General features: G+C 53.2%; 22 protein-coding genes. 11 read left to right on the top strand and 11 right to left on the bottom strand.

Going from position 1 to position 21892, the window contains the following annotated elements:
• Positions 1-224: 224 nt before the first annotated feature.
• A complete protein-coding gene (locus tag BMY11_RS10365) occupies positions 225-629 on the bottom strand; it encodes a VOC family protein (protein WP_256217400.1) in 405 nt (134 codons plus the stop codon).
• A 150-nt stretch (positions 630-779) separates the two neighbouring features.
• Between BMY11_RS10365 and BMY11_RS10360 the strand changes: the two genes are divergently transcribed.
• Positions 780-1253, top strand: a complete 474-nt coding sequence (locus BMY11_RS10360) for a heme-degrading domain-containing protein (protein ID WP_090574842.1) — start codon at positions 780-782, stop codon at positions 1251-1253.
• 29 nt (positions 1254-1282) lie between these two features.
• Positions 1283-1828: an NAD(P)H-dependent oxidoreductase gene (locus BMY11_RS10355; protein ID WP_090574839.1), complete on the top strand. Its 546-nt coding sequence runs from the start codon at positions 1283-1285 to the stop codon at positions 1826-1828.
• A gap of 118 nt (positions 1829-1946) precedes the next feature.
• On the opposite strand, the gene BMY11_RS10350 is transcribed toward BMY11_RS10355, so the two are convergent.
• A complete protein-coding gene (locus BMY11_RS10350; RefSeq protein ID WP_090574836.1) occupies positions 1947-3059 on the bottom strand; it encodes a PAS domain-containing sensor histidine kinase in 1113 nt (370 codons plus the stop codon).
• Positions 3052-3705, bottom strand: a complete 654-nt coding sequence (locus BMY11_RS10345; protein ID WP_090574833.1) for a response regulator transcription factor — start codon at positions 3703-3705, stop codon at positions 3052-3054. Before BMY11_RS10345 ends, BMY11_RS10350 begins: the two co-directional genes overlap by 8 nt.
• A gap of 135 nt (positions 3706-3840) precedes the next feature.
• Between BMY11_RS10345 and BMY11_RS10340 the strand changes: the two genes are divergently transcribed.
• Positions 3841-4839, top strand: a complete 999-nt coding sequence (locus BMY11_RS10340; protein ID WP_090574829.1) for a globin-coupled sensor protein — start codon at positions 3841-3843, stop codon at positions 4837-4839.
• Between the two features lie 51 nt (positions 4840-4890).
• Here BMY11_RS10340 and BMY11_RS10335 read toward each other — a convergent pair whose 3' ends face one another.
• Complete coding sequence (locus BMY11_RS10335) at positions 4891-5340, bottom strand: DUF488 domain-containing protein (RefSeq protein WP_090574826.1); 450 nt, start codon at positions 5338-5340, stop codon at positions 4891-4893.
• Positions 5330-5701 (bottom strand): DUF4180 domain-containing protein, encoded by a 372-nt coding sequence (locus BMY11_RS10330; RefSeq protein WP_090574824.1) that lies wholly within the window; start codon positions 5699-5701, stop codon positions 5330-5332. Before BMY11_RS10330 ends, BMY11_RS10335 begins: the two co-directional genes overlap by 11 nt.
• A gap of 137 nt (positions 5702-5838) precedes the next feature.
• On the opposite strand from BMY11_RS10330, the gene BMY11_RS10325 reads away from it, so the two are divergent.
• Positions 5839-6876 carry an LLM class flavin-dependent oxidoreductase gene (locus tag BMY11_RS10325; RefSeq protein WP_090575685.1) on the top strand — a complete coding sequence of 346 codons (1038 nt, stop codon included), beginning with the start codon at positions 5839-5841 and terminating at the stop codon, positions 6874-6876.
• Positions 6877-6895: 19 nt separating this feature from the next.
• Positions 6896-7228 carry a putative quinol monooxygenase gene (locus tag BMY11_RS10320; RefSeq protein WP_256217397.1) on the top strand — a complete coding sequence of 111 codons (333 nt, stop codon included), beginning with the start codon at positions 6896-6898 and terminating at the stop codon, positions 7226-7228.
• A gap of 57 nt (positions 7229-7285) precedes the next feature.
• On the opposite strand, the gene BMY11_RS10315 is transcribed toward BMY11_RS10320, so the two are convergent.
• The 3 genes from BMY11_RS10315 to BMY11_RS10305 form a co-directional block, all read right to left on the bottom strand.
• Positions 7286-8647 carry a hypothetical protein gene (locus BMY11_RS10315; protein ID WP_090574821.1) on the bottom strand — a complete coding sequence of 454 codons (1362 nt, stop codon included), beginning with the start codon at positions 8645-8647 and terminating at the stop codon, positions 7286-7288.
• Between the two features lie 114 nt (positions 8648-8761).
• Positions 8762-9520 (bottom strand): class I SAM-dependent methyltransferase, encoded by a 759-nt coding sequence (locus BMY11_RS10310; RefSeq protein WP_090574819.1) that lies wholly within the window; start codon positions 9518-9520, stop codon positions 8762-8764.
• A 26-nt stretch (positions 9521-9546) separates the two neighbouring features.
• Positions 9547-10317: a DODA-type extradiol aromatic ring-opening family dioxygenase gene (locus BMY11_RS10305; RefSeq protein ID WP_090574816.1), complete on the bottom strand. Its 771-nt coding sequence runs from the start codon at positions 10315-10317 to the stop codon at positions 9547-9549.
• A 164-nt stretch (positions 10318-10481) separates the two neighbouring features.
• Between BMY11_RS10305 and BMY11_RS10300 the strand changes: the two genes are divergently transcribed.
• Positions 10482-11033: a helix-turn-helix domain-containing protein gene (locus tag BMY11_RS10300; protein ID WP_090574813.1), complete on the top strand. Its 552-nt coding sequence runs from the start codon at positions 10482-10484 to the stop codon at positions 11031-11033.
• A 136-nt stretch (positions 11034-11169) separates the two neighbouring features.
• The gene (locus tag BMY11_RS10295; protein WP_090574810.1) at positions 11170-12117 is read left to right on the top strand and encodes a nucleoside hydrolase; all 948 of its coding nucleotides are present in this window, start codon (positions 11170-11172) and stop codon (positions 12115-12117) included.
• A gap of 49 nt (positions 12118-12166) precedes the next feature.
• Here the strand turns inward: BMY11_RS10295 and BMY11_RS10290 are convergent, their stop codons facing one another.
• The 3 genes from BMY11_RS10290 to BMY11_RS10280 form a co-directional block, all read right to left on the bottom strand.
• Positions 12167-12598: an organic hydroperoxide resistance protein gene (locus BMY11_RS10290; RefSeq protein WP_090574807.1), complete on the bottom strand. Its 432-nt coding sequence runs from the start codon at positions 12596-12598 to the stop codon at positions 12167-12169.
• A gap of 354 nt (positions 12599-12952) precedes the next feature.
• Complete coding sequence (locus tag BMY11_RS10285; RefSeq protein ID WP_090574804.1) at positions 12953-13435, bottom strand: SRPBCC family protein; 483 nt, start codon at positions 13433-13435, stop codon at positions 12953-12955.
• Positions 13436-13659: 224 nt separating this feature from the next.
• On the bottom strand, positions 13660-15843 hold the full coding sequence (locus tag BMY11_RS10280; RefSeq protein ID WP_090574802.1) for a cell division protein FtsA: 2184 nt from the start codon (positions 15841-15843) through the stop codon (positions 13660-13662).
• Positions 15844-16081: 238 nt separating this feature from the next.
• On the opposite strand from BMY11_RS10280, the gene BMY11_RS10275 reads away from it, so the two are divergent.
• Genes BMY11_RS10275 through BMY11_RS10260 form a run of 4 tightly spaced genes read left to right on the top strand, consistent with a single transcriptional unit; the run spans position 16082 to position 21815 of the window.
• Complete coding sequence (locus BMY11_RS10275; RefSeq protein ID WP_371262794.1) at positions 16082-17704, top strand: response regulator; 1623 nt, start codon at positions 16082-16084, stop codon at positions 17702-17704.
• Positions 17705-17708: 4 nt separating this feature from the next.
• On the top strand, positions 17709-19508 hold the full coding sequence (locus BMY11_RS10270; RefSeq protein WP_090574799.1) for a cache domain-containing sensor histidine kinase: 1800 nt from the start codon (positions 17709-17711) through the stop codon (positions 19506-19508).
• A 17-nt stretch (positions 19509-19525) separates the two neighbouring features.
• Entirely contained in the window at positions 19526-20509 is a 984-nt protein-coding gene (locus tag BMY11_RS10265) for a substrate-binding domain-containing protein (protein ID WP_177182585.1), read from the top strand.
• A 25-nt stretch (positions 20510-20534) separates the two neighbouring features.
• A complete protein-coding gene (locus BMY11_RS10260; protein ID WP_090574791.1) occupies positions 20535-21815 on the top strand; it encodes an extracellular solute-binding protein in 1281 nt (426 codons plus the stop codon).
• The last annotated feature ends 77 nt before the right edge of the window (positions 21816-21892 follow it).

Raw genomic sequence — 21892 nt, 5'->3', positions numbered from 1 at the left:
TCGACTATATTCGACATTTTCCATCACATTCCTTTCATCACTGAAAGTTAATATTTAAATCATTCCTGGACCTTTAGTCTAAGGCCAAACATGTCCAATCGAGCAGAAAGGCCATCCCCTGGAGGATGGCCTTCTTTATCTTATAAATCCGCAATCAGCACATCAATATCTGCGTTACTCATGTGCTGCTCCTCTCCAAACCGGAACACTCTTCCTCGGTTGAATTAAGCCAACGACAGCTGCCAACTCACACCAAACTGATCCTGCACCCAGCCGAACTTACGGCTGAACGGGTATTCCCCGAGCGGCATCAGCACAGAACCGCTCTTCGACAGCATCTCATAAGCGCGCTCAATCTCAGCTTCCGTCTCGCATGTCACAAAGTGGGAGATTGATGGTGTAAACGTGAATGCATGTTTTACAAAACTGTCGCTACACATGAACATTTGATCGCCTAGCTTGAACGACGCATTCATGACGTTGCCCTCCGGACCAGGTCCGCCTGCTTCGTATTTAAGCATACTTACAATTTCCGATTTGTCGAATACGGAGATGTAATAATTCATTGCTTCTTCGGCTCTGCCTTCAAACATAAGAAACGGCGTAATTTTCGGTTGCTTGGCTTCCAAATCTTTCAGCTCCTTATTTTGGGGAATATAGGACAAGTATACCTTACGCCGCACCATGTTTACAGCGGTATTGCGGTGCCCAGCGCTTCGCATCACGCTGCACTTGTAGTACTATTAAAGCTGTACAATAAGAACCGATAGGATGTGCTTATGATGACAAATATTCAAGCTGAATTGGAGCGCCTGCTGAAGCAAGAGCAGGACTTGCAATTTACTACTTTTACGAACGAGACAGCTTTTGAGATTGGCACGAGAATCATTCAGAAGGCGCAACAGGAGCAGAAGGCGATTGCAGTTACGATCGTACGCAATGGCGAGCTTCTCTTCCATACAAAGATGAACGGCACAACTGCCGACAATGATCTGTGGATCAAGCGAAAACAAGGCGTCGTGCACCACTTCGGCCACAGCTCGTATTACATGCATGTGAAATTTAAAGCAGAAGGCGGCTCGGTTGAAGGCGCTTGCCTCGATCCGAAGCAATACGCAGCAGAAGGCGGCTCGTTCCCGCTGCTCATTAAGAACGTCGGTGTTGTTGGTACGATCTCCGCATCCGGGCTGCCTGGCGATCAAGATCATCAAATCATCGCATCGGTACTGGAAGAGTACCTCGGCGCTCAATAAGACTTATTTCTGAAGGGGTCAATGACATCATGAGAACACTTGTCGTACTCGCCCACCCGAAGCTGCATGAATCGCGTGTGAACCGGATGTGGAAGGAGAGATTGCAGCAGGAACCGTCTATTACCGTGCATGATCTGTACGAGACTTACCCTAGCGAAGTCATTGACGTAGAACAAGAGCAACAGCTCCTTCTACAGCATGACCGGATCGTCTTCCAATTCCCGTTCTACTGGTATAGCACCCCGTCACTTCTGAAAAAGTGGCAGGATGAAGTGTACACGTATGGCTTCGGATATGGCTCAGGCAATCAGCTAAAGGGCAAAGAGTACATGCTCGCCATCTCCGTAGGACGCGCAGAAGAATCGTACCGTCCAGAAGGCGAAAGTCTCTACACGCTGGATCAGCTGCTTCTGCCGCTGAAGGCAACCGTTCTGCTGACCGAGATGCGGTATGTGGAGCCGTTCGTCGTTTACCACGCACCGCGTATGAACGATGAGGAAATAACAGCGAGCGCGGACCGACTGGCTGCTTTCTTAACTTCCCCGGCCCCGGCTGACGCACTTATAGCCAAATAATAAAGCAAGCCCAGCACCTGCGTGAGCGGTACTGGGCTTTCGCTATTTCGCGCTTACTTTCGCTTACTTTCGCTTACTTGCGCTTCATTGCGCATCATTGCGCTTCATTGTGCGTCGCTTACTCCACTTGCTTCGGAGCAGCGAGCGTAATCATCGTCCCTTCGCCCGGAATCGAGCGAATGACGAGCTGCCCGCCAATGCCACGCGCACGCTCCTCCATACTGAACAACCCCACACCTTTGCGCTCCACTTCACGGACGAAGCCGCGCCCATTGTCGGCAATACGCGCATGGACGAAGTCTCCTTCCTCCCACAGCTCCACTGCCGCTTCGGACGACTCCGCATATTTGCCGATATTCGTCAGCGCCTCTTGAATAATCCGGTAAAGCGCTGTTTCCACGCGCGGGTCGAGCCGCTTGCGAAGCTCGCATTGAAGCTGCACGCGAAGTCCATAATGCCGCTTGAAATTGTCGATATACGTGCGAATTGCCGGCACAACACCAAGATCATCGAGCACGGACGGACGCAAATCCCATGCGAGGCCGCGCACCTCCTCGACGATGTTCGTCACCGTTCCCCGAATCGCAGACAGCTCAGCCCTATAGCTGCCTTCTTCGCCGATTAGCCGGTCCAGCTGAATGACAAGCCCGAACAAGCTTTGGCCGATGCCATCATGCAGCTCCAGCGAGAATCGCTTGCGCTCCTCCTCCTGAATGTGCATCACCCGCATCATCATCCGCTTCAGCTCTTCCTCCGCCACCTTCAGCGGCGTCACTTCGCTGCGAATCGCCAAGTACTGATAGGGCTGCCCTGCCTCATCCAGAAACGGCATTATCGTCGTATGGACCCAGTAGTAGGAGCCGTCCTTGGCCCGATTCTTAATCTCGCCGCGCCATACGGAGCCAGCACGAATTGTCGCCCACAGCTCACGGAAGAACATGCTGTCATGGTGGCCCGAATTAATAATGCGATGATCCTGACCGAGCAGCTCGTCGCGACTATACTTGGAAATTTCGCAGAATCGATCATTAACGTACTGGATGACACCACGGCGGTTCGTCACGGCTACGATGGACGACTCGTCAAGCGCCAGCTTCACGTCTGTCAGCTGCTGCAGCATATGCTTCAGGTCTTCGCGGAACGACGAATCTTGAATATGGTCGTCCAGCTCGCGCAGCAGCGCGCTGACCTTATGTCCGATTACTTCTGGATATGCACGCTCACTACTCAAAGTTCAGCAGCCCCTTCTTCAGCGCATATCGGACGAGATCAGGCCTAGTGCGGAGGCCGAGCTTGTCCATCAGATGGCTTTTGTGGGACTCGACGGTCTTGACGCTCAGTATCAGGTTCTCAGCGATTTCCTTATTGGCGTACCCCTTCGCAATCCAGACGAGCACTTCCCGTTCCCGCTCGGACAGCGTCTCGTAGGAGTCGGTGCTCTCCCCATGCTTCACCTTCTCCAGGTAATCGAGCATAAGCCGCTTCGTCGCTGTTGGATAGAGGTAGGCATCCCCAGCCGCAACCGACTGAATCGCGATGATCAATTCCTCATGCGGTGCACTCTTCAAAATATAGCCGGAAGCGCCCGCGTGAATCGCCCGGAATAAATATTCATCATCATCATGCATCGTCAGAATGAGCACATTCGTGCTCGGCAGCAGCTTCTTCAGCTCCTGCGTCGCCGACATGCCGTCCCGGCCATTCGGCATGCTAAGGTCCATCAGCACTACATCTGGCGTTAGCTCCTGTGCCAATCGAATGGCCTCATTCCCGTCAGCTGCGTCGCCTACGACATGGATACCGTATTTCTCATCGAGCAGCAGCTTCAGACCGGAGCGCACAACAGCATGGTCGTCCACGATTAATATTCGAATCATTGCATGTCCCCCCTAGGGACTACCGACATCGGAATCAGTGTTTTTCCCCTATATATTCAGTGAATTCCCTAATATCCCCTTGCTCGATCTTCAGGTAGGATGAGAAGAACACCTACAAGAGGAGCGACTACAGCTATGATTAAAGTGAATAATGCCCGGCAGAAACAGCTGGATTACATAGGCATTACCTCGGAAACACTCGCATTCTTGAAGTTACACGAGCAAACGTTCCAGCAAATTACGGGGCTAGTCGTGGACGAGCTGTACGCTCGTATTGAGAAGCAGCCCGAGCTGGCTGCCATTATTACGGCCCACAGCACGATTGAACGATTGAAATCGACGCAAATCTGGTATTTTCAAACGATGACTGCCGGGCTGATTGACGAGGCCTTCATTGAGAAGCGCCTCTTTATCGGCTCCTTGCACTCGCGCATCGGACTCACGACGGAATGGTACCTCGGTACCTATATGTTATATCTCGACATCGCGACTCATTATTTGATGAGCGCTGTGCCGGATCAGTGGCTCCCAATTATTCAAGCATTGTCCAAAATGTTCAATTTCGACTCCCAGCTCGTTCTCGAAGCATACGAGAAGGATGAGAAGGCGCTTGTCCAACAGATGGCCGACGATCGCCAGCAGATGATTACGACGATCAGCTCCGCTGTTCAAGAGCTCGCAACGATGATGATCGAACTAACAGGCAGCACGCAAACCGTAGCTGAGACAGCAACGCATACTGCACAGCTGCAAGAGGACTCGCTAGGCAAAGTCGAGCAGCTGAACGCGCAGATGAAGGACATTCAGCTGATGGGCGGCGTTATTCAAGAGGTCGCGGATCAGACGAACCTGCTTGGCCTCAACGCAGCTATTGAAGCGGCGCATGCCGGCGAGAGCGGGTACGGCTTCGAAATCGTCGCGCGGGAGATCCGCAAGCTGGCGCAGAGCTCCAAGCAATCGTCGAAGACGATTCATGAGAAGCTGCGCGACATGAATGCGATCATCGGCGATGTGAAGCAGCGTAACGATGAGACCGTGAAGCTAGCGCGTGCCCAAGCCGAGAGCTCGAAGGAGCTGGCAAGCTTCGTGAGCATGATAGAGACGATTACAGATGAGCTAAGCAAGCTGTCCTAGCAGCTACCGAGAGAGAGCCGCAAGCAGGCTCTCTTTGTTCGTTTGCCGCCGCTAAACCAGATGGTGAATCTGCAGGTCCTTCTTGTATTCTCTTAAGTACTCCGCCAGCAGCCTCCGGTGGCACTGATGCGGCTTATGCTCGCTGCACAGGAGACAGACCGTCTCCCCTTTCCCGAACAGCTCCTCTATCTTCTTCTCAATCTGCCGCTTCGAAATAAGATCGATGAACAGCTTCTCGAACTCCTCCCACGACACTTGCTTCTGCTTGATGGCTTCAAGCAGCTCCTTCGGCGGGGCAAGATCAAGGTCATGCGTATACCCAATATTGACGAGCTCCAGCACATAGCTGAGGTCGTCCTTCTTGGCATAGCCCGCAAGCTGCGATACATTGTTCAGCCGCGTATCGACCACCTTCGTTACTTGGTGCTCGTGCAAATGGGTGACAAAGGTACGCAATGATTTTTGCGCGAAACCGATCGTGTACAGCGGTTTATCGGACATTGTGCAGCGCCTCCAGCGCGGCCATCTCATCCAGCAGGAAGAAGAACTGCTTGCCTTGATTGCTCTCATAGATGAAATCCTTCAAGCTCTTGCTGCTATATTCGCTAAAGTCGCCGACAATCGCAAGATTCACTTTGTAGTTCGTAAATTTCTGCAAAATATCACCGGCCAGCTTCGTGCTTAGGTCGAAGAACGGCTCGGCTACAGCCGACTTATGAATGAGAATCTTGTAGCAGCCGTCGTAGTTATACGACACGGTTGCCATCAGATCAAGCGCATCCTGCACGCTGCCGATAACGACATCTTCACTTTCAATTATGGCTACCTTGGAGCTGCTGCTCAGATTTAAAGTAATATCCACTAGCACTTACCTCCCGATTACATGCTATCGTTCTCTATCCATTATAGCTGTTTGTGATGCCGAAGCGGAATGAGTAAACTAGAGCTATATAGAGTTACATAAGGAGGCTTTCCACGATGAGTGAGGTAACACCCACAATGGAGATTGGAATAAGTACATTTCTGGAGACGACGCCAGACCCGGCGACAGGCCGCATCATGAGCCACGCCGAGCGGCTTCGCAATGCGGTGGAGGAGATGGTGCTCGCCGATCAAGTCGGCCTCGATGTATACGGCATCGGAGAGCATCACCGCCCGGACTACGCGGGCACAGCGCCTGCCGTTGTGCTCGCCGCAGGTGCAGCGGTCACGAAGCGAATCCGGCTTACAAGCGCTGTAACGGTGCTGTCCTCGGACGATCCCGTTCGCGTCTATCAAGCGTTCTCGACGCTCGACGGCATCTCGAATGGGCGTGCGGAAATTATGGCTGGCCGCGGCTCGTTCATTGAGTCCTTCCCGCTGTTTGGCTACAGCCTGGACGATTATAATGAGCTGTTCGAAGAGAAGCTGGAGCTGCTGCTTGCCATTCGCGAATCGGAGAAAGTGAATTGGCGCGGCGGTCACCGCCCAGCCATTGAGAATCTCGGCGTCTATCCGCGCTCCGTGCAGAATCCACTCCCGGTGTGGATTGCCAGCGGCGGCAATACCGAATCAGCCGTTCGCGCTGGGCTGCTCGGGCTCCCGATCGCATTCGCGATTATCGGCGGCATGCCGGAGCAATTCGCTCCGCTGGTAGACCTGTACAAGCGAGCCGCTGCATCGGCCGGACATGACCCGTCGAAGCTGCAAATCGCGACGCATTCGCACGGCTTCATCGGCGATGACAATGACCGCACGGCGGAGCTGTTCTACGCGCCGACCGCCGCGCAGATGAACGTCATCGGCCGCGAGCGCGGCTGGGGCGGGGAATATACGCGAGCGACATATGATGCCGCGCGCAGCTTACGCGGCGCTCTCTATGTCGGCGATCCGGAAACCGTCGCCGAGAAGATCGTTCTACTGCGCAAGAACCTTGGCGTCACGCGGTTCTTCCTGCACGTGAACGTCGGCACAATGCCGCATAAGGAAGTGCTGCACGCCATTGAGCTGCTCGGCACGAAGGTCGCGCCACTTGTACGCCAGGCGCTAAGCAAATAAGGAGGAGGCATAACAGTAGATGTCCATGTCCACAGGAATTGTTGCCATTGCTACTTACCGCCCTCACCCCGGCAAAGAAGAGCAGCTGAAAGATATAGTGAGACGGCACTTGCCGACACTACGCGCCGAAGGGTTAATTACAGAGATGACGCCGCTTCATCTGCAGGCAGAAGACGGGTCTATCCTTGAAATCTTTGAGTGGGCGTCCGCAGAAGCAAAGGATGCCGCCCATCGGTCGCCCGCCGTCCGTGAGGTGTGGGGCGTCTTGATGGAAGTGGCAGAGATGACAGCACTCGCGAGCCTCGCGGAGGCCGCTCAGCCGTTCTCGAACTTCCGCAAGCTGGAGCTGTAAAGCAGCTGGCGGCTTTGAGCTGATGACTAGCGGCTGCAGACTCCCGTTAGCCGCCCGCTAGAATTGCAGCAGCAGCATTAAGTACACCATGAGCGCCGCCCCCATGAAGGCGGCGAATTTATAGTTCGGCCGCGCCAGCTCGAAGACGGTTCGCTTAAATAGCCCCGACAGCAGATTGTTCACTGCTGACGCTGGCGAAACGGTATTCGAGACGGCCCAGCTGCCGAGCAGCAGCACGGCCATATAGATCGGAGTAGCGCCCACGCTGTGCGGATCGACGCCATTCGCGAAGACGCTGACGAGCACGATCGGGTGCAAGCCAATTATGGATGTACCGGCGATGAGCACGATCGCGAGGAGCGAGAACGCTACGGCCATCGGCAGCGGAATGTACGCTAGCAGCTTCGGCACAAACGCGCCGAAACCGACTGCGCCAACGGCTCCGCTGAAGAAGCCAGCGGCGAGAAATAGCGTAATCTCTTTCTTCAGTGCAGGCAATGTAACCGTCAGATGATTAGTCAGCCCTTGGCGATACGTCGCCATCGATCCTTTGGCGATGCACCAGATCAGCGGGAAAATGACGGCGGACATGCACGTAATAATGACCATCGGCACGTCGATGAGCGGCTCTAGCAGCAGAATGACACCAATGGCGCAAATCAGATAGACAGCAAGCCCGACTGGAAATGCAGCCTTGTTCTTGTCTCCCGAAAGCTCCTTCACATCCTCCGCCTCATCCGCCAATTCCTCTCCAACTTGCTTCAACTTCGCGTAATCCATCACGAAACTGACAATAAGAGTGAGCAGTGACAGTACGATCAGATAAGGCAGCAGCGCCGACCAGTTCAGCTTCAGCGCCGACGTCACAATCGCCATCGCGGCAAAATACGGCGACCAACAGATCGCCCCTGCAAATCCCCGATTCAGCGCACCGGCAAGCAGTCCCTCCATCTTCGGCCTCGGTTTGACGAAGGCAAGATGGTACACGACCGGAATCGAGCCCACGTTAATGAACGCCCCCATAATTTGTGTCAGCAGCTGCGTGCCGACAAACATGACGCTGCCGCTCCTAAGACTCGTATCATAGAACTTTCTGAGCGCTTCGACATACGCCGGAATACGCACCGGAATGCCGAACAACGGCGCGAAGACGAACAGTGTCACCAGTGTCGCATTAATGCCCGCCGACTCAAACCAGACGCGGGCGCTCGCCTGCTGGACGATTAAGAGCACAGCGCCTCCAGCGATAAAAGCAGAAGTGAGCCATAGCGTCATGCCCCGCAATTGCGGCAGGAGCAGCGCCATGGCAATGAAGACGAGTCCGCCTAGCGCCCAAACGAGTGAATCTGCGCTTGTCAGCTGTGAAGCGATGAAGACAGCGGCGAGTGCGAATATAAGTAAACGGTAGATTTTCAACATATGATCTCAGTCCCTTACTATAATTAAAGCCATTATTTCCCTATCATAACTCCATCTGAAAACGAAGCATAGCAGAAGAAGCCAGCCATGGCGGCCGGCCCCTAGTTGCTCGTGCTATAGAGATCCCCAGTACAGCCGAGTCTCGTAATCGAAATTCACGTAACCATTCTCATGGTGACGATCATATAGCTCCCTTAGAGCAGTCATCATCGGTTCATATTTCGGATTACCGGACACCGGAACGAAGGATGAAGACAAGAGTCGTCCGCTGAGGCCCTCATAGTCGAACCGTTGCTGATTCGCAAACCGTACCTCATGCATATCCCCGGACCGGAAGAAGGCAGCGAGCGCTTCGGGCAAAATATTTTTCTGATGAACGGTCTTGTAGTCCGTGCCGTACGTTTGCAGCAGCTGCTCATATCCTTCTCGAAACGGCGTACCCTCGGTAAGCAGCGTGTTCCAGATGAGTACAACCTTGCCGTCGCCCGGACGCAGGATTCGCTTGAACTCGGCTCCCGCAAGATCACGGTCGAACCAGTGGAACGACTGAGCACAGACGATGAAATCGACCGACTGGCCCTCGAGGCCGGTCGCTTCTGCGGAACCTGTCGCCGCCCGAAAGCCGCCCACGGCGCCAAGCCGCGCCACCGCTGCCTCGCGCATCGGCTCGTTCGGCTCAACGGCAACAACCTGACTCCCCCGCTCAAGCAGCAGCTCGGAGAAAATGCCCGTTCCCGCGCCGACATCAGCGATCGTACTATGACGTGAAAACCCAACCGTATCGTACAAATAATTGATAGCCGCTTGCGGATAGGTCGGACGGTATTTCACATAAGCGTCCACCCTGCCCGAGAACCGATCCTTGCTGTCCATCGTTGCTCCACGCTCCCGTTGTGATTTTAGTCGAACTGCCAGCAGCTCAGGCTTAGGCTTCCTAACTGGTAACTACGGTGAATGAGTGTCGCCTTCCGGTTCTCATCGCCTGCACCCATTGCCAAGAACAGTGGAATGAAGTGCTCGGTCGTCGGTACCGACTCTACTGCAAACGGCGCCTGCTCGCGGTAGTGGAAGAGCGCTTCTGTGTCCCAGCTCATAAGCTTGCCCTCCAACCACTGATCGAACTGGGCCGCCCACTCGTCTGCCTCTGCCGCCCGCCAATTCAATCGGCGCAAATTATGAACCGTGCCGCCGCTGCCAATAATAATGACGTCTTGCTCCCGCAGCGCTCCTAATGCTTTGCCAATCTGATACTGTTGTTCATTCGTCAGCATCGGGTTAACGGATAGCGCGATAACCGGAATGTCCGCTTCCGGATAAATCAGCTTTAGCACCGCCCATGCGCCATGATCAAGTCCTCTCGACTCATCGAGCTCACTTGGAATGCCGTGCTGTGTGAATAGCGCCTGGATTTGCTCGCTTAACGCGCGGTTGCCGTTCGCTGGATACGTCATTTGGTACAGCTCATCCTGGAAGCCAGAGAAGTCGTAGATTGTGCTGTACGTGCCGACTGCGCTAACCTTCTGCACCGACGTTTCCCAGTGGGCGGAGAAGAGCACAATCGCCTTCGGCCGCGGCCTCGTAGAAGCAAAATTTTTCAGAAAATCGCTATAAGCATGCTGTTCCAAAACAAGTGAAGGCGCACCGTGCGCGAAGAAATAAGCTGGCATCATGGTCGTTTCTCTCCCTTTATGTGAGTTCGATATATATTAGCATAAACAATTTAATTTCTATATAACTAATATTATGCTTGGAGTGCTAGCAAGTCAACTTGGAAATTGTTAATATCAACTTATATTTTGTATCACAAATAGTTGAGTTAGGGTGAACATAAAGTATGGATATCGGCTCTTCGATTCGAGCGATCCGCAAGCGCAAGCACATCACGATTGCCCAGATTTGCGAGGAAACCGGCTTGTCGCAAGGGTTTCTCAGTCAGGTGGAGACGAATAAGACGTCGCCTTCCATTTCCACGCTTGAGAGCATCGCCAAGGCGCTGAAGGTCCCTCTTGCTTACTTACTGCTGCAAAAGGAAGACCGGATGAAAATCGTGCGCAAGGGTGAACGGCGCATTACGTCGAGCGGCAGCGAGCAGTTTAAGGTGGAGCATCTTAGCGCTACGGATAAAGTACGTATCGTCATTGTCGAGCTGCCACCTGGCGCGTCGACTGGAGCAGAGCCGCACGCACATGAAGGTGAGGAAGTGCATGTGGTCATTAAAGGAAGTATTTACGCCGAGCAAGGCGAAGATGCGGCAGAGTTTCACGAAGGCGATTCATTCAGCTGGAATGCATGCATCCCCCATCTCGTTCGCAATATTGGCGAGGAGACCGCGGTCGTGCTCATCTCGATCTATACGGAGACGGATTATCAGCCGGATCGGCTATAATGGAGCGGATTGAAGACATGGATTATAGCGAATGCTAAAGTCCTGTAAAGGAATTCGGATCATCTTGCTTTACGTATGGAGCAGACGGTATCATTACGAAGTTAGCATTATTATAGAAAAATGAGGGATTAAGGACATGGTACAGCCGAAAATCATTATTGACGCCGATACGGGCATTGACGACGCACTCGCGATTCTATACGGGGTCAAATCCGGTAAGGCGGATATTATAGGCATCACGTCGGTCTTCGGCAACATTCCCGTCGAACTTGCGACCGAGAATGCGCTTAAGGTGCTGAAGCTTGCCGGACTGGAAGGTCAAATTCCCGTCAGCCAAGGCGCTGCACAGCCGCTCGTCCGCAAAGTAGACATTTTCCCTACATTTGTCCATGGCTCGAACGGCATTGGCGATGTTGAAATTCCGCACACCGCTCAGCGTCCGGTGGAGGAAGCGGCAGCAGAGTTTATCGTGCGCCAAGCAAGTGAACTGCGTGGAGAGCTTGTCATCGTTGCGCTTGGACGCCTTACGAATCTGGCGCATGCGCTTCAGAAGGATCCAGAGCTTCCTTCGAAAATCAAACATGTTTACATTATGGGCGGCGCTGTTCGCGTACCAGGCAACATTACGCCAACCGCCGAAGCGAATATATGGGGTGACCCGGAAGCGGCCAGCCTTGTCATTCAGTCGGGACTTCCGATTACGATGATCGGACTTGATGTCACCTTGCAAACGATGCTGCATCAGTCGCACCTCGATGCGCTGAAGGCTTCCTGCAAGCCGGAGAACCGCGACGTGGTTGGCTTCCTGAATGACTCGATGCAGTTCTACTATAATTTCTACCACGAAGCGAATGGGTACAATCAATGTGCGCCAATGCATGATCCGCTCACGATGCTGGCGGCAATCGAGCCTGGCATCGTGCAGACGGAGCAGCTGCTGCTATCGGTGGAATGTCAGGGCGAGATATGCCTCGGCATGACCGTTGCTGATTTGCGCGAGAAGCCGTCGGTCGGTACGCCGGTTAATGTTGGCGTGCAGGTGGACGCTAAGCGGGCGGTTGAGCTGCTGCTTGGTGTGTTTTAAATTAGAGAAAAAGACGGAGCGCCTGATCAGGCTGCTCCGTCTTTGTTTGTTAACTGATATGCTGACCGTTCACCACGAGCTTCACTTCGATGTTACCGCGGGTTGCTCTTGAGTACGGGCATACGCCATGCGCCGCCTTGACCAGCTCCTCCGCTACATGCTGCTCGACACCATCCACGTTCACATGCAGCTGCGCCGCCAGCTCGAAACCGCCGTCCGCTGCTTTGCCGATGCTCACATGCGCCGTTACATCGGTGCCTTCATGCTGCACCTTTTTCATGCGTGCCACCAGGTTCAGGGCGCTATCGAAGCAAGCCGCATAGCCTCCCGCGAATAGCTGTTCTGGATTTGTGCCCGCTTCGCCATTGCCGCCAAGTACCTTCGGCATCCGAACATGAAGATCAAGTACTCCGTCTGACGATGTAATAACCCCGTTACGTCCGCCTTCTGCTGTTGCGATTGCTGTGTATAATGCTTCCATTTGTATGATCGCTCCTTATTTGTATTTTATACAATTTAATTTTATACAATTCAATTTATCATGGAGATGACCGTTCGTCAATACCGATGAACATGAAACATATAACAGCTTCCCGAGTTAGGGAGGGGCCAGAAGCTGGAGGCCGCATGAAGCGAGGTGGTCTGTAAAAGCAAAAAGCCCGCCAAGACTGAGCTTTGGCGGGTTATATGTTGTTGAGTGACCACATAACGTTTAGCAGGCGATGATTTGGCTAACGGATCGTAGCAGCCTTATTGAACAGAATAACGATTGTAAGTACCGTTAGCCCCATAGTGCGGTTGGTTACTTCGAAATTGGGCTCAAGGGAGGCATCATCTAACCACGCAGTCCCACAATCACCTCTTGATATCGCTCGAACCACTGCTTCCACTGCTCTTTGCGGGATTCAATCGTTCTGCCATCCATCAAAGCGCCGATTACATCCAGGCAAACATGCCAGCCGGCGAGGTCCTTCGGGGTATGATCCGTCAGCTTGTTCAGCTTCTCGAGCAGAACGAGCTTGCAACCGGTAGCTTCGGGACATAGCTCGAAGCGGACGATATCCTCGCCCCATGTGTACTCGAGAACGGATTGCGGCTTCATCTCCAGAATCGGCATGTCGAGCACATCTCCGCCATCCGGCATATGAAATTTCATGCCGCCTCCTTCTCGAAGCTCCCCAACACGCAGCTCAGAGAACCAGGTCGGCAGTATATCATTATCGGTCAAATACGCCCACACCTGCTGAACCGAATGATCGAACATGCGCTCGAACCGCGCTGTATAGCCGTCACCGGCTTGTTTCACAACTGCTAGCATGATCGCAATCCCCTCCACATCAGTTTGTTTTACTGCCATTATTATGACATATTCCCCATCTGGAATTGGCGCTGAAACCGTTGAATGAACATTTTGGACACCTGCGTCCGGCTATATAGCTTTAAATAAGGCTAAAAACCCGCCTTTCCTAGGAAGGTGGTCAGATCTTGAAGAAATAAGTGGATATTTCCAACTATGTAATTTATATAAATAGAAAGTACAGGCTAGCGCCAAGCTAGCTCAATGACATCGCCAGCTTGAATCGCTCTCGTATACGATACCAGCTCGCCATTATGCGTCATATACAAGCTGCCTTGTCGCTTAGTTCGGTCGAAATCGACGTAGTCAAACAAATTAACGAAGACGAGCCCCCGCGGCAGCTTTAACGGGAAACCGTTGTACGAAATGATAACGGTTGAATCGCCGGCAGCACCAACAGTCTCGGCTTGTTCGGTTTGTTCGGTTTGTTCTACTTGTCCAGCAGATCCAGCAGCTTCAAGCGTTCCCACAGTCTCACTGCCGCCAGCCTCCTTGGCTGTACTACCAGCACCATCGCCTACCTCAGCCTCGACCACCTCTACAGCTACAGCAGCTTCATCTCTCGCTACAGCTACCCGTGAGAACGCTGCTCCGCCTCCCTCAACGATCTCTTGAACAACCGTTTCAACGGTAATTACATCATCCTGCTCCGCGATCCGATAGCTGTCCTCGGCGACCACATCGTTCACGTAAACAACAGCAGCTTCGCCAAGGATCCGTGCTCGGCGTAGGTCCCCCACGGTCTCAAGCTGCTCATATTCGATTACATCCTGATCGCTCAGCAGCAGATCGCCTTCTGCAGCTTGTCCGTTCACCCGCAAGTTCGTAATCGCACTCATCCAAGCGCCGTTCACCTTCCAGCCCGCGTGCACGTGGACGAGCTTGCCGAGCGTCATCTCACGCTTCTCTCCATGTTTAGCAGGCACAATGACGATCCGGTCCTGCGGCTTAATCGGGGTGCTGATATTGGAAGGCTCCCCGTTCACATAGATTTCGCCGGCTTCGCCCGTTTCGCCGAACACCGTCTTTCTCCGTCCGTTCAAATACACCTCGAACGACTTGCCCGCCTTCGCAATAAGCTGCTGCGGATTGAAGCCCAAGAGCATAAGCGCATCAATCACCTTCAACGTCTTCGTATTGATGAGCTTCACGCCAGCGCCGTTCACGAACACCTCGACGAAGTCGCGGCCCAGATGCGACACCGCCTTCGCTAATATCCCAATCGGCGTCACGACCTCTGGCCCCTTCAGCTGGAAGTTGCTTACGCTCAGGTTCGGAATGTTGGACATATCCCTCGTCGCAACCCGCTCCACCGGCAGCTCCAAGTACCCTGCGATCATCTCATTCAGCCGCGGAATTTGGCTGCCGCCACCGGTCAAGAACACCGCGCTCGGCGCCTTGCCATTCTTATCGAGCACATTGTCCGCGATGTTCTTGGCGATCAGGTCGATCACTTCCGACAGCTGATCCAATATCTCCTCGGTCGGCTTCTCATACTCCATACCGATAATGTCCTTGTACTGCTGCACCGGCTGCTCACGCAGCTTGCATTTAAGCTCTTCCGCGCTGTCGAAGTCCATCAGATAGGCCTGAGCAATCGCCTCTGTTATTTCATCTCCCGCAGTTGCGGTCATGGCATACGCCACGACTGTGCCATCCTTCGTGATAGCAATATCGCTCGTCCCGGCGCCAATATCAACAAGTGCGATATTAAGAAGCCGTATATTCGCAGGAACAGCCGCTTCGATTGCAGCAATCGGCTCCAGAGTCAAATAGCTGACATCAAGCCCAATCCGGCTCACCGCTGCATAGAGGCTATCCACCACTGTACGCGGCAGGAATGTAGCAATTAAGTCAACCTCGATCGCCCGTCCTTTATGACCGAGGAGGCTCAGCATTGTTTTCTCATTCAAATAATAATGAACAACCGTATGTCCGATGCAAAAATAATCCTGCATCTCCTGCGACGCTTCTAGCAGCTCCGCATATACCTTCTGCAAACCTTCCATCTCGAGCGAGTCGATGACATGCTTCTCAATCGGCTTCGTCTCGTCGATGTGCTGCGATAACCTCGCTCGACCCGTAATAAGCGACCGCCCGGCTGCGGCAATTGCGACTTCCGTGAACGTCTGGCCGCTCGCTCCCTCTAGCTTCGCCTTGATGACGCGAATCGACTCCGTAACTCCGTCAATATCATGAATTTGCCCGTCGATCATCACACGGTCCTTGTGGTACTCCACTTCACCGTACTCCACGACAAGCTTCCCGTTCTCGTAGTAGCCAACAAGGCCGATTACGCTCCTTGTCCCAATATCAACTGCAAATACACGCTGTTTGTAGTGAATTTCTGTTATTTGCGATGACAACATCAAAACCCCTTTGGTTTGGCCATTTATGTAAATAAAGTATAGCACAAAGCACCTCTCACAGAAGTCAAAAAGCGATAAAAAACAATCCAAACAAGCTGCCAAATCGAACCGTTGTCAGGTATTCTAACATTGCGTTATGATGATTCCATATTCCGATTAACGACTCTAGCACTTGAAATCGTGTATAATAGTTTCGTTTCTAGCATGTTTGCGCTTACATAATAAACAAGGCGGGTGTATGACGTTGTATAAAGTGATGATCGTCGACGACGAGGCGGTCGTACGCAGAGGCCTCAAGAATACGATTCGCTGGGAGGAGCATGGTTTCCAGCTCATTGGCGACTATGCCAATGGCCGCGATGCCTGGCATGAGATCGAACTTGAGCAGCCCGACCTGGTTATTTCTGATATCAGCATGCCGTATATGGACGGGCTGGAGCTCGCAGGCCTGATTACATCGAATTTTCCCGATATTAAAGTCATTATATTAACCGGCTATGACGAGTTTGAATATGCTCAACAAGCCGTCCGACTGAAGGTGTCTGACTTTCTACTCAAGCCAATTACAGCCATGGAAATTCGCACGCTGCTGAATAAAGTGCGTGCCGAGATGGATGAAGAGATGAAGATCCGCGAGGATCTCAGCATGCTGCAAAGCCAGCTGCGCCAGAGCATGCCGCTGCTCCGGGAGCGGCTGCTTGAGCGGCTTGTTGTGCTTGGCGTAGGCAAGCCCGAGATTGAAGTGCGCTTCAGCTACTTCGATATCCCGAAGCTGACGCCGCCGTACCTTGTCATTGTGGCGGATATCGACGACTTCGGCGACCGCGAGCGGCTAGAGAGCGTGCATGACGAGGAATTTCTTCGTTTTGCCGCTTTCAATGTGTTCGAGGAGATTACCGACCAGAAGAATGCCTTGTCCTTCCGGACACGCGAAGAACGAATGGCTGCTGTCATAACCGGCGTACCACCTGAAACCGATATTTATGAACACGCCTACGAGCTTGCAGAAGAAATTCGCCACCAGATTGAGCGGTATCTCAAGTTGACCGTGACGGTTGGTGTCGGACGAAGCTGCGGCTCTGCCGATCAATTGCCGCTCTCTTACAAGAGTGCGCTCTCCGCACTCGATTACCGATTCCTGGTCGGTAAGAATCGCGTGCTTAGCATTATCGATATGGAAGGCGCTCCGGCATCCAGGGCCGTGCCAACCCTGGATTGGGACCGCCAGCTAGCTACCGTCGTAAAGACCGGTTCAGCTGCAGATGCGCAGCAGCTCATTAAGCAGATTGTGGACGAGCTCAAGCGGCTGCGCCTCCCGATTGAAGGCTGCTATTTGCAGCTGCAGAAGCTGACGCTCTCGCTAATGAATACCATTCAAGAGCTTGGCATCGGGGAGAATGAGCTCGCTAGCCAGCAGCAGAGCTGGCTGACGGACATTTACAGCTTCAAGACGCTGGACGAGCTGGAGCTATGGCTGATGCATATCGTCTCCAATCTCATAACTGCGGTCTCCACAAATCGGAGCCATTACACCAACACGCAGATGATCCGTGCAACGGAGTATATCGAGGCGCACTATGCGGATGAACAGATTTCGCTGCAGGATCTATGCCGCCACGTCCTTATGAGCACGAGCTATTTTAGCCTTATTTTCAAACAGTATACCGGCGAGACGTTTATTGAGTATTTGACCCGCGTGCGCGTAGAGAAGGCGAAGGTTCTGCTATCGACCACCTCGCTCAAGCTCTATGAGATTGCGGAGAAGGTCGGCTATGCGGATCCGAACTACTTCAGCCTGTTGTTCAAGAAGCACGCTGGACAAGCGCCGAGAGAATATCGCGATACCCGGAGCGGAGGCTGACCCTATGACGGACCGCAAGCCCTCTGTGCCCTTGCTGCCATTCAAGAGCATTCAGTCAAGCATTTCGTTCGCCTTCTCATGCCTCATTCTTGTGAGCATTACGATAACAAGTCTCGCCAGCTATCAGCTTGCGGTGTATTCCGCCGAGCGGAACTCCGAAGGTTACATCGAGGAAATTATGAAACAGGTGAACACGAATATTCAGTCCTACGTGGACAATATGGAGAATATCTCGCTGCTCGCAATGACCAACAAGGACGTCAACTATTACATTTCGAGCAACAATTTTATAAGCAGTGAGGACCGCCGAGCGTACGAGAAGCGCATCTCCGATCTGTTCCAGGCGATTCTATACACGCGCAAGGACATCGCTTCGCTGATGGTGTTTAGCTACAATGGCAGAGTCGTATCCGATCGGCGCATTACGAGCCTCAATCCATACGCAGTGTTCGCTGATCAAGCCTGGTATCGCAACGCCAAGACGGCAGGCGGTAAATCCGTTCTCTCTGCCCCACACGTGCAAAATATAATCCAGAACGAGTACCGCTGGGTTGTCTCACTGAGCCGAGAACTGAAAAATTCGGACGGCATTACGGGGGAGGGAATCTTCCTCGTCGATTTGAACCTTAGCGTCATTACCGATCTGTGCAGTCAAATCAATCTCGGTAAGAAAGGTTATATGTTCATCGTCGATAATGACGGCAACATCGTCTACCATCCGAAGCAGCAGCTCATCTACAGCAATCTGCGCACCGAGCAAATTGACCGGGTGAAGGAAGCGGTAAGCGGTACGGTGTTTACGGTGAACGACAAGGAAGGCAAGCGGAGCTACACCGTCCAGGACACGAATTTTGGCTGGAAAATCGTTGGAGTCGCTTACGCCAATGACCTGATCAGCAATAAAGGCGACATCCGCAAAACCTTCCTGCTATACGCCAGCGCCGGACTAATCGTCAGCCTGCTGCTGTCCATCGCCATTTCGCACCGGCTGTCTCGTCCAATTCGCACTTTGCAGCGCGATATGAAAGCGGTGGAACGGGGCAACTTCGACACGCAGACGGTAGTGCGCGAGCAGAACGAAATCGGTCAGCTCGGGTATACGTTCAACATGATGGTCGGACAGATCAAGCGGCTCATGCAAGAGATCATTCATACGCAGGAGCACAAGCGCAAGAGTGAGCTGCAGCTGCTCCAGTCGCAAATTAATCCACATTTCCTATACAATACGCTGGATTCGATTGTATGGATGGCCGAGCAGAAGCAGCACGAGCAGGTCGTCTTAATGACTTCAGCGCTCGCCAAGCTGTTTCGGGCAAGCATTGCCAAGGATACGGAGCTTGTCTCCATCCGTGTCGATGCCGAGCATATTACGAACTACTTGCTCATTCAGAAGATGCGCTATGAGAGCCAGCTGGAATATCAGATTGACTTTGATCGAACCATTTTTCCATACAAAACGCTCAAGATCCTGCTGCAGCCATTCGTTGAGAATGCGATTTACCATGGTCTGCGGGGTAAGCCGGATAAAGGAACAGTAACGGTACGCGGGTATGAATCGAATGGAAACATCGTCTTCGAGGTCGAGGACGACGGGCTTGGCATGACAGATGAGCAGCTCGAGCGAATATGGAAGCCTGCGCCTGTTCCAGCCGATGAATTACTGACCGTTAGTCCGAAAGGGATCGGCATTCATAACGTCGATGAGCGGATTAAGCTGTATTTTGGACCCGAGTATGGGGTGCGCATTCACAGTGAACTCGATGTAGGGACATGCGTCACGATTACGATTCCCAAAGTGAAATAAGGAAGGACCTTAAGCTTATGCGATTGCACCGTATGACCTTCATTCTCGTTCCGCTGCTCATTGCACTGCTTGTATTCGGTGTGCTGAATGACAAGCTCGGCGAAGTGTCTCCTCCGAAGGCACGGTCGATTGCGTTCGTGCTGAAGACGAGCAATGCAAGGAGCGACTTCTGGCAGGCGGTCAGCGCAGGCGCCCAAGCGGCGGCGAAGGAGTCGGAAGCCGGGCTCACGGTAGAAGGGCCGCTTCAGGACATGGATGCAGACGCCCAAATCCGGATGATTCAAGATGCAGCGGGCCGAGGGCCTGATGCGCTGATCGTTGCGCCTGTCCACGATCCCCGCTTTAACGATATTTTGCATGGCATCCGTGCACGTGGCATTAAACTCGTTGTTGTCGATACGCCGCTTGCGCTCGTTGCTCCGCCCTATTACGTCACGAACAATCACAAGGAAGCCGGACGCCAGGCGGGGAGAACCGCCGTGGAGGCGACTGCCGGCAAGCTGAGCGCCGCCATCATTAGCGACTTCCCGAACTCAGGCGTGCAGAGCGAGCGTGAGCTCGGAGTGAAGGAAGCGCTCGACGCCCATACGGATGAATACGATGAGACGTTCTATGCAGCCAATTCTGAGGCGAATGCGTATGCCTATACAAGATCGTTGCTCCTTCGCAGCCCCGGCGTTAATACCATCATTGCGCTTAGCGAGCCGGCTGTGCTTGGAGCGGCTAAGGCACTGAAAGAGCTGGACCTCGCAGGCAAGGTGAAGCTAATCGGCTTCGACAGCTCCGTCTATGAGATCAAGCTGCTGGAGGAAGGCGTGCTCCACGCTACAATCGTGCAGAAGCCGTTCAATATGGGTTATTTAAGTGTGAAGACTGCACTTGCACTCGTTGAAGGGAAGCGGACGGATCAGACGACATATATTGATTCCGTTGTCGTGACCAAATCCAATATGTATACGCCGGAGAATCAGAAGCTGCTGTTCCCGTTTATTCAAAAATAATGCTGTCAGGGGGCGAGATAACGCGATGACGAACAAAGCGAAGCGACTATTAAAGGAGGCTGGACCGCTTGCTATAGCCGCAAGCGTGCTGCTGCTGTCCACTGGCTGCTCCCCTTCGGAACCGGCGCCAATAATCGAAACGAAGGAGCAGCCCTCTCTCATCCGCTTCGTCGCAGCCGAATACAGCTCCGAGACGAAGCCTCTGCTAGAGGAGCTCGTCAGGCAGTTCGAGATTCAGAATCCGACCATTGAGGTCGAGCTGCAGGTCGCCAATTGGGATATTCTCAGCGGTATCTACACGGCGATGATTAGTAAGAACCAACCGCCGGATCTGCTGAATACGAACGCGTACGCGCAGTTCGCGAGCGATGGGCTGCTGAACGATATGGGGGACATCCTATCACCGGAGCTAAAGCAGAAGATTTATCCGAATCTGCTGGAGAAAGACCGCATGGGCGATGTCCAGTTCGCGGTTCCTTACGTTGCCTCGGTACGCAACATGTACTACAACCAAGACTTGTTCGAGGAAGCAGGGATACATGCCCCTCCGAAGACATGGTCTGAGCTGAAGACCACCGCCAGCAAGATCGTCAAGACCGGCAAAGCAAACGGCTTCGGCGTCGACCTGACCGATAATGAGACGCAGGCGTACTTGTCCTACTTCTTCTTCGGATCTGGCGGCGGCTGGATCAAGGACGGCAAGTGGACGATTAATTCGCCTGAGAACGTACAAGGACTCTCTTTCTTGAAGGGGCTGTTTGACGCGAAGCTGACCGATCCAGAGCCCACGGTCACAACACGAGACGAGAAGCAACGGGTGCTTGGTGACGGCAAGCTCGGCATGCTCATCTCCGGCAACTATTTCACTTCCGTCGTGCCGCGCGAATTTCCTAATCTGCGATGGGGCGTCGGCCCGATTCCGGTGAAGGATGGCAAGGCGCCGCTATCGTTCGGCGTGCAGGATATGCTCGTTTCGTTCAAGAACGACCATACGGACACGGCAGCGCTATCCAAATTTCTGGACTTCCTCTATGACGATGGACGCTACGAGGAATTCACACAGCGCGAAGGCTTACTGCCGGTTACGTCTACGGTCGGACAGAAGCTGGCGGGCAACGATCCGATCATGAAGAGCGAGCTCGCTGCACTTGAGAAAGCGGAGTTCTATCCGATTCAGGAGCCCGCTTGGCAATCGGTCATGGACACGGCGCGCAAGCTTGGCGATGCGGTGCTGTTTGGGCGGATGTCGCCGAAGCAGGCGCTTGATGAGCTGCAGCATTTTGCCGAAGCCCATAGTACGAAATAAAAGAAAAAGAAAATACTAAAGATTTCAAGGAAGATATTCAATAGAGACTTGCCACCCTCCCCTCTATCATAAAGATA

The sequence above is a fragment of the Paenibacillus sp. OV219 genome (assembly GCF_900110075.1).
In the GTDB taxonomy this organism is placed as follows: domain Bacteria; phylum Bacillota; class Bacilli; order Paenibacillales; family Paenibacillaceae; genus Paenibacillus_Z.
This window is presented reverse-complemented; position numbering and strand designations above follow the sequence as displayed.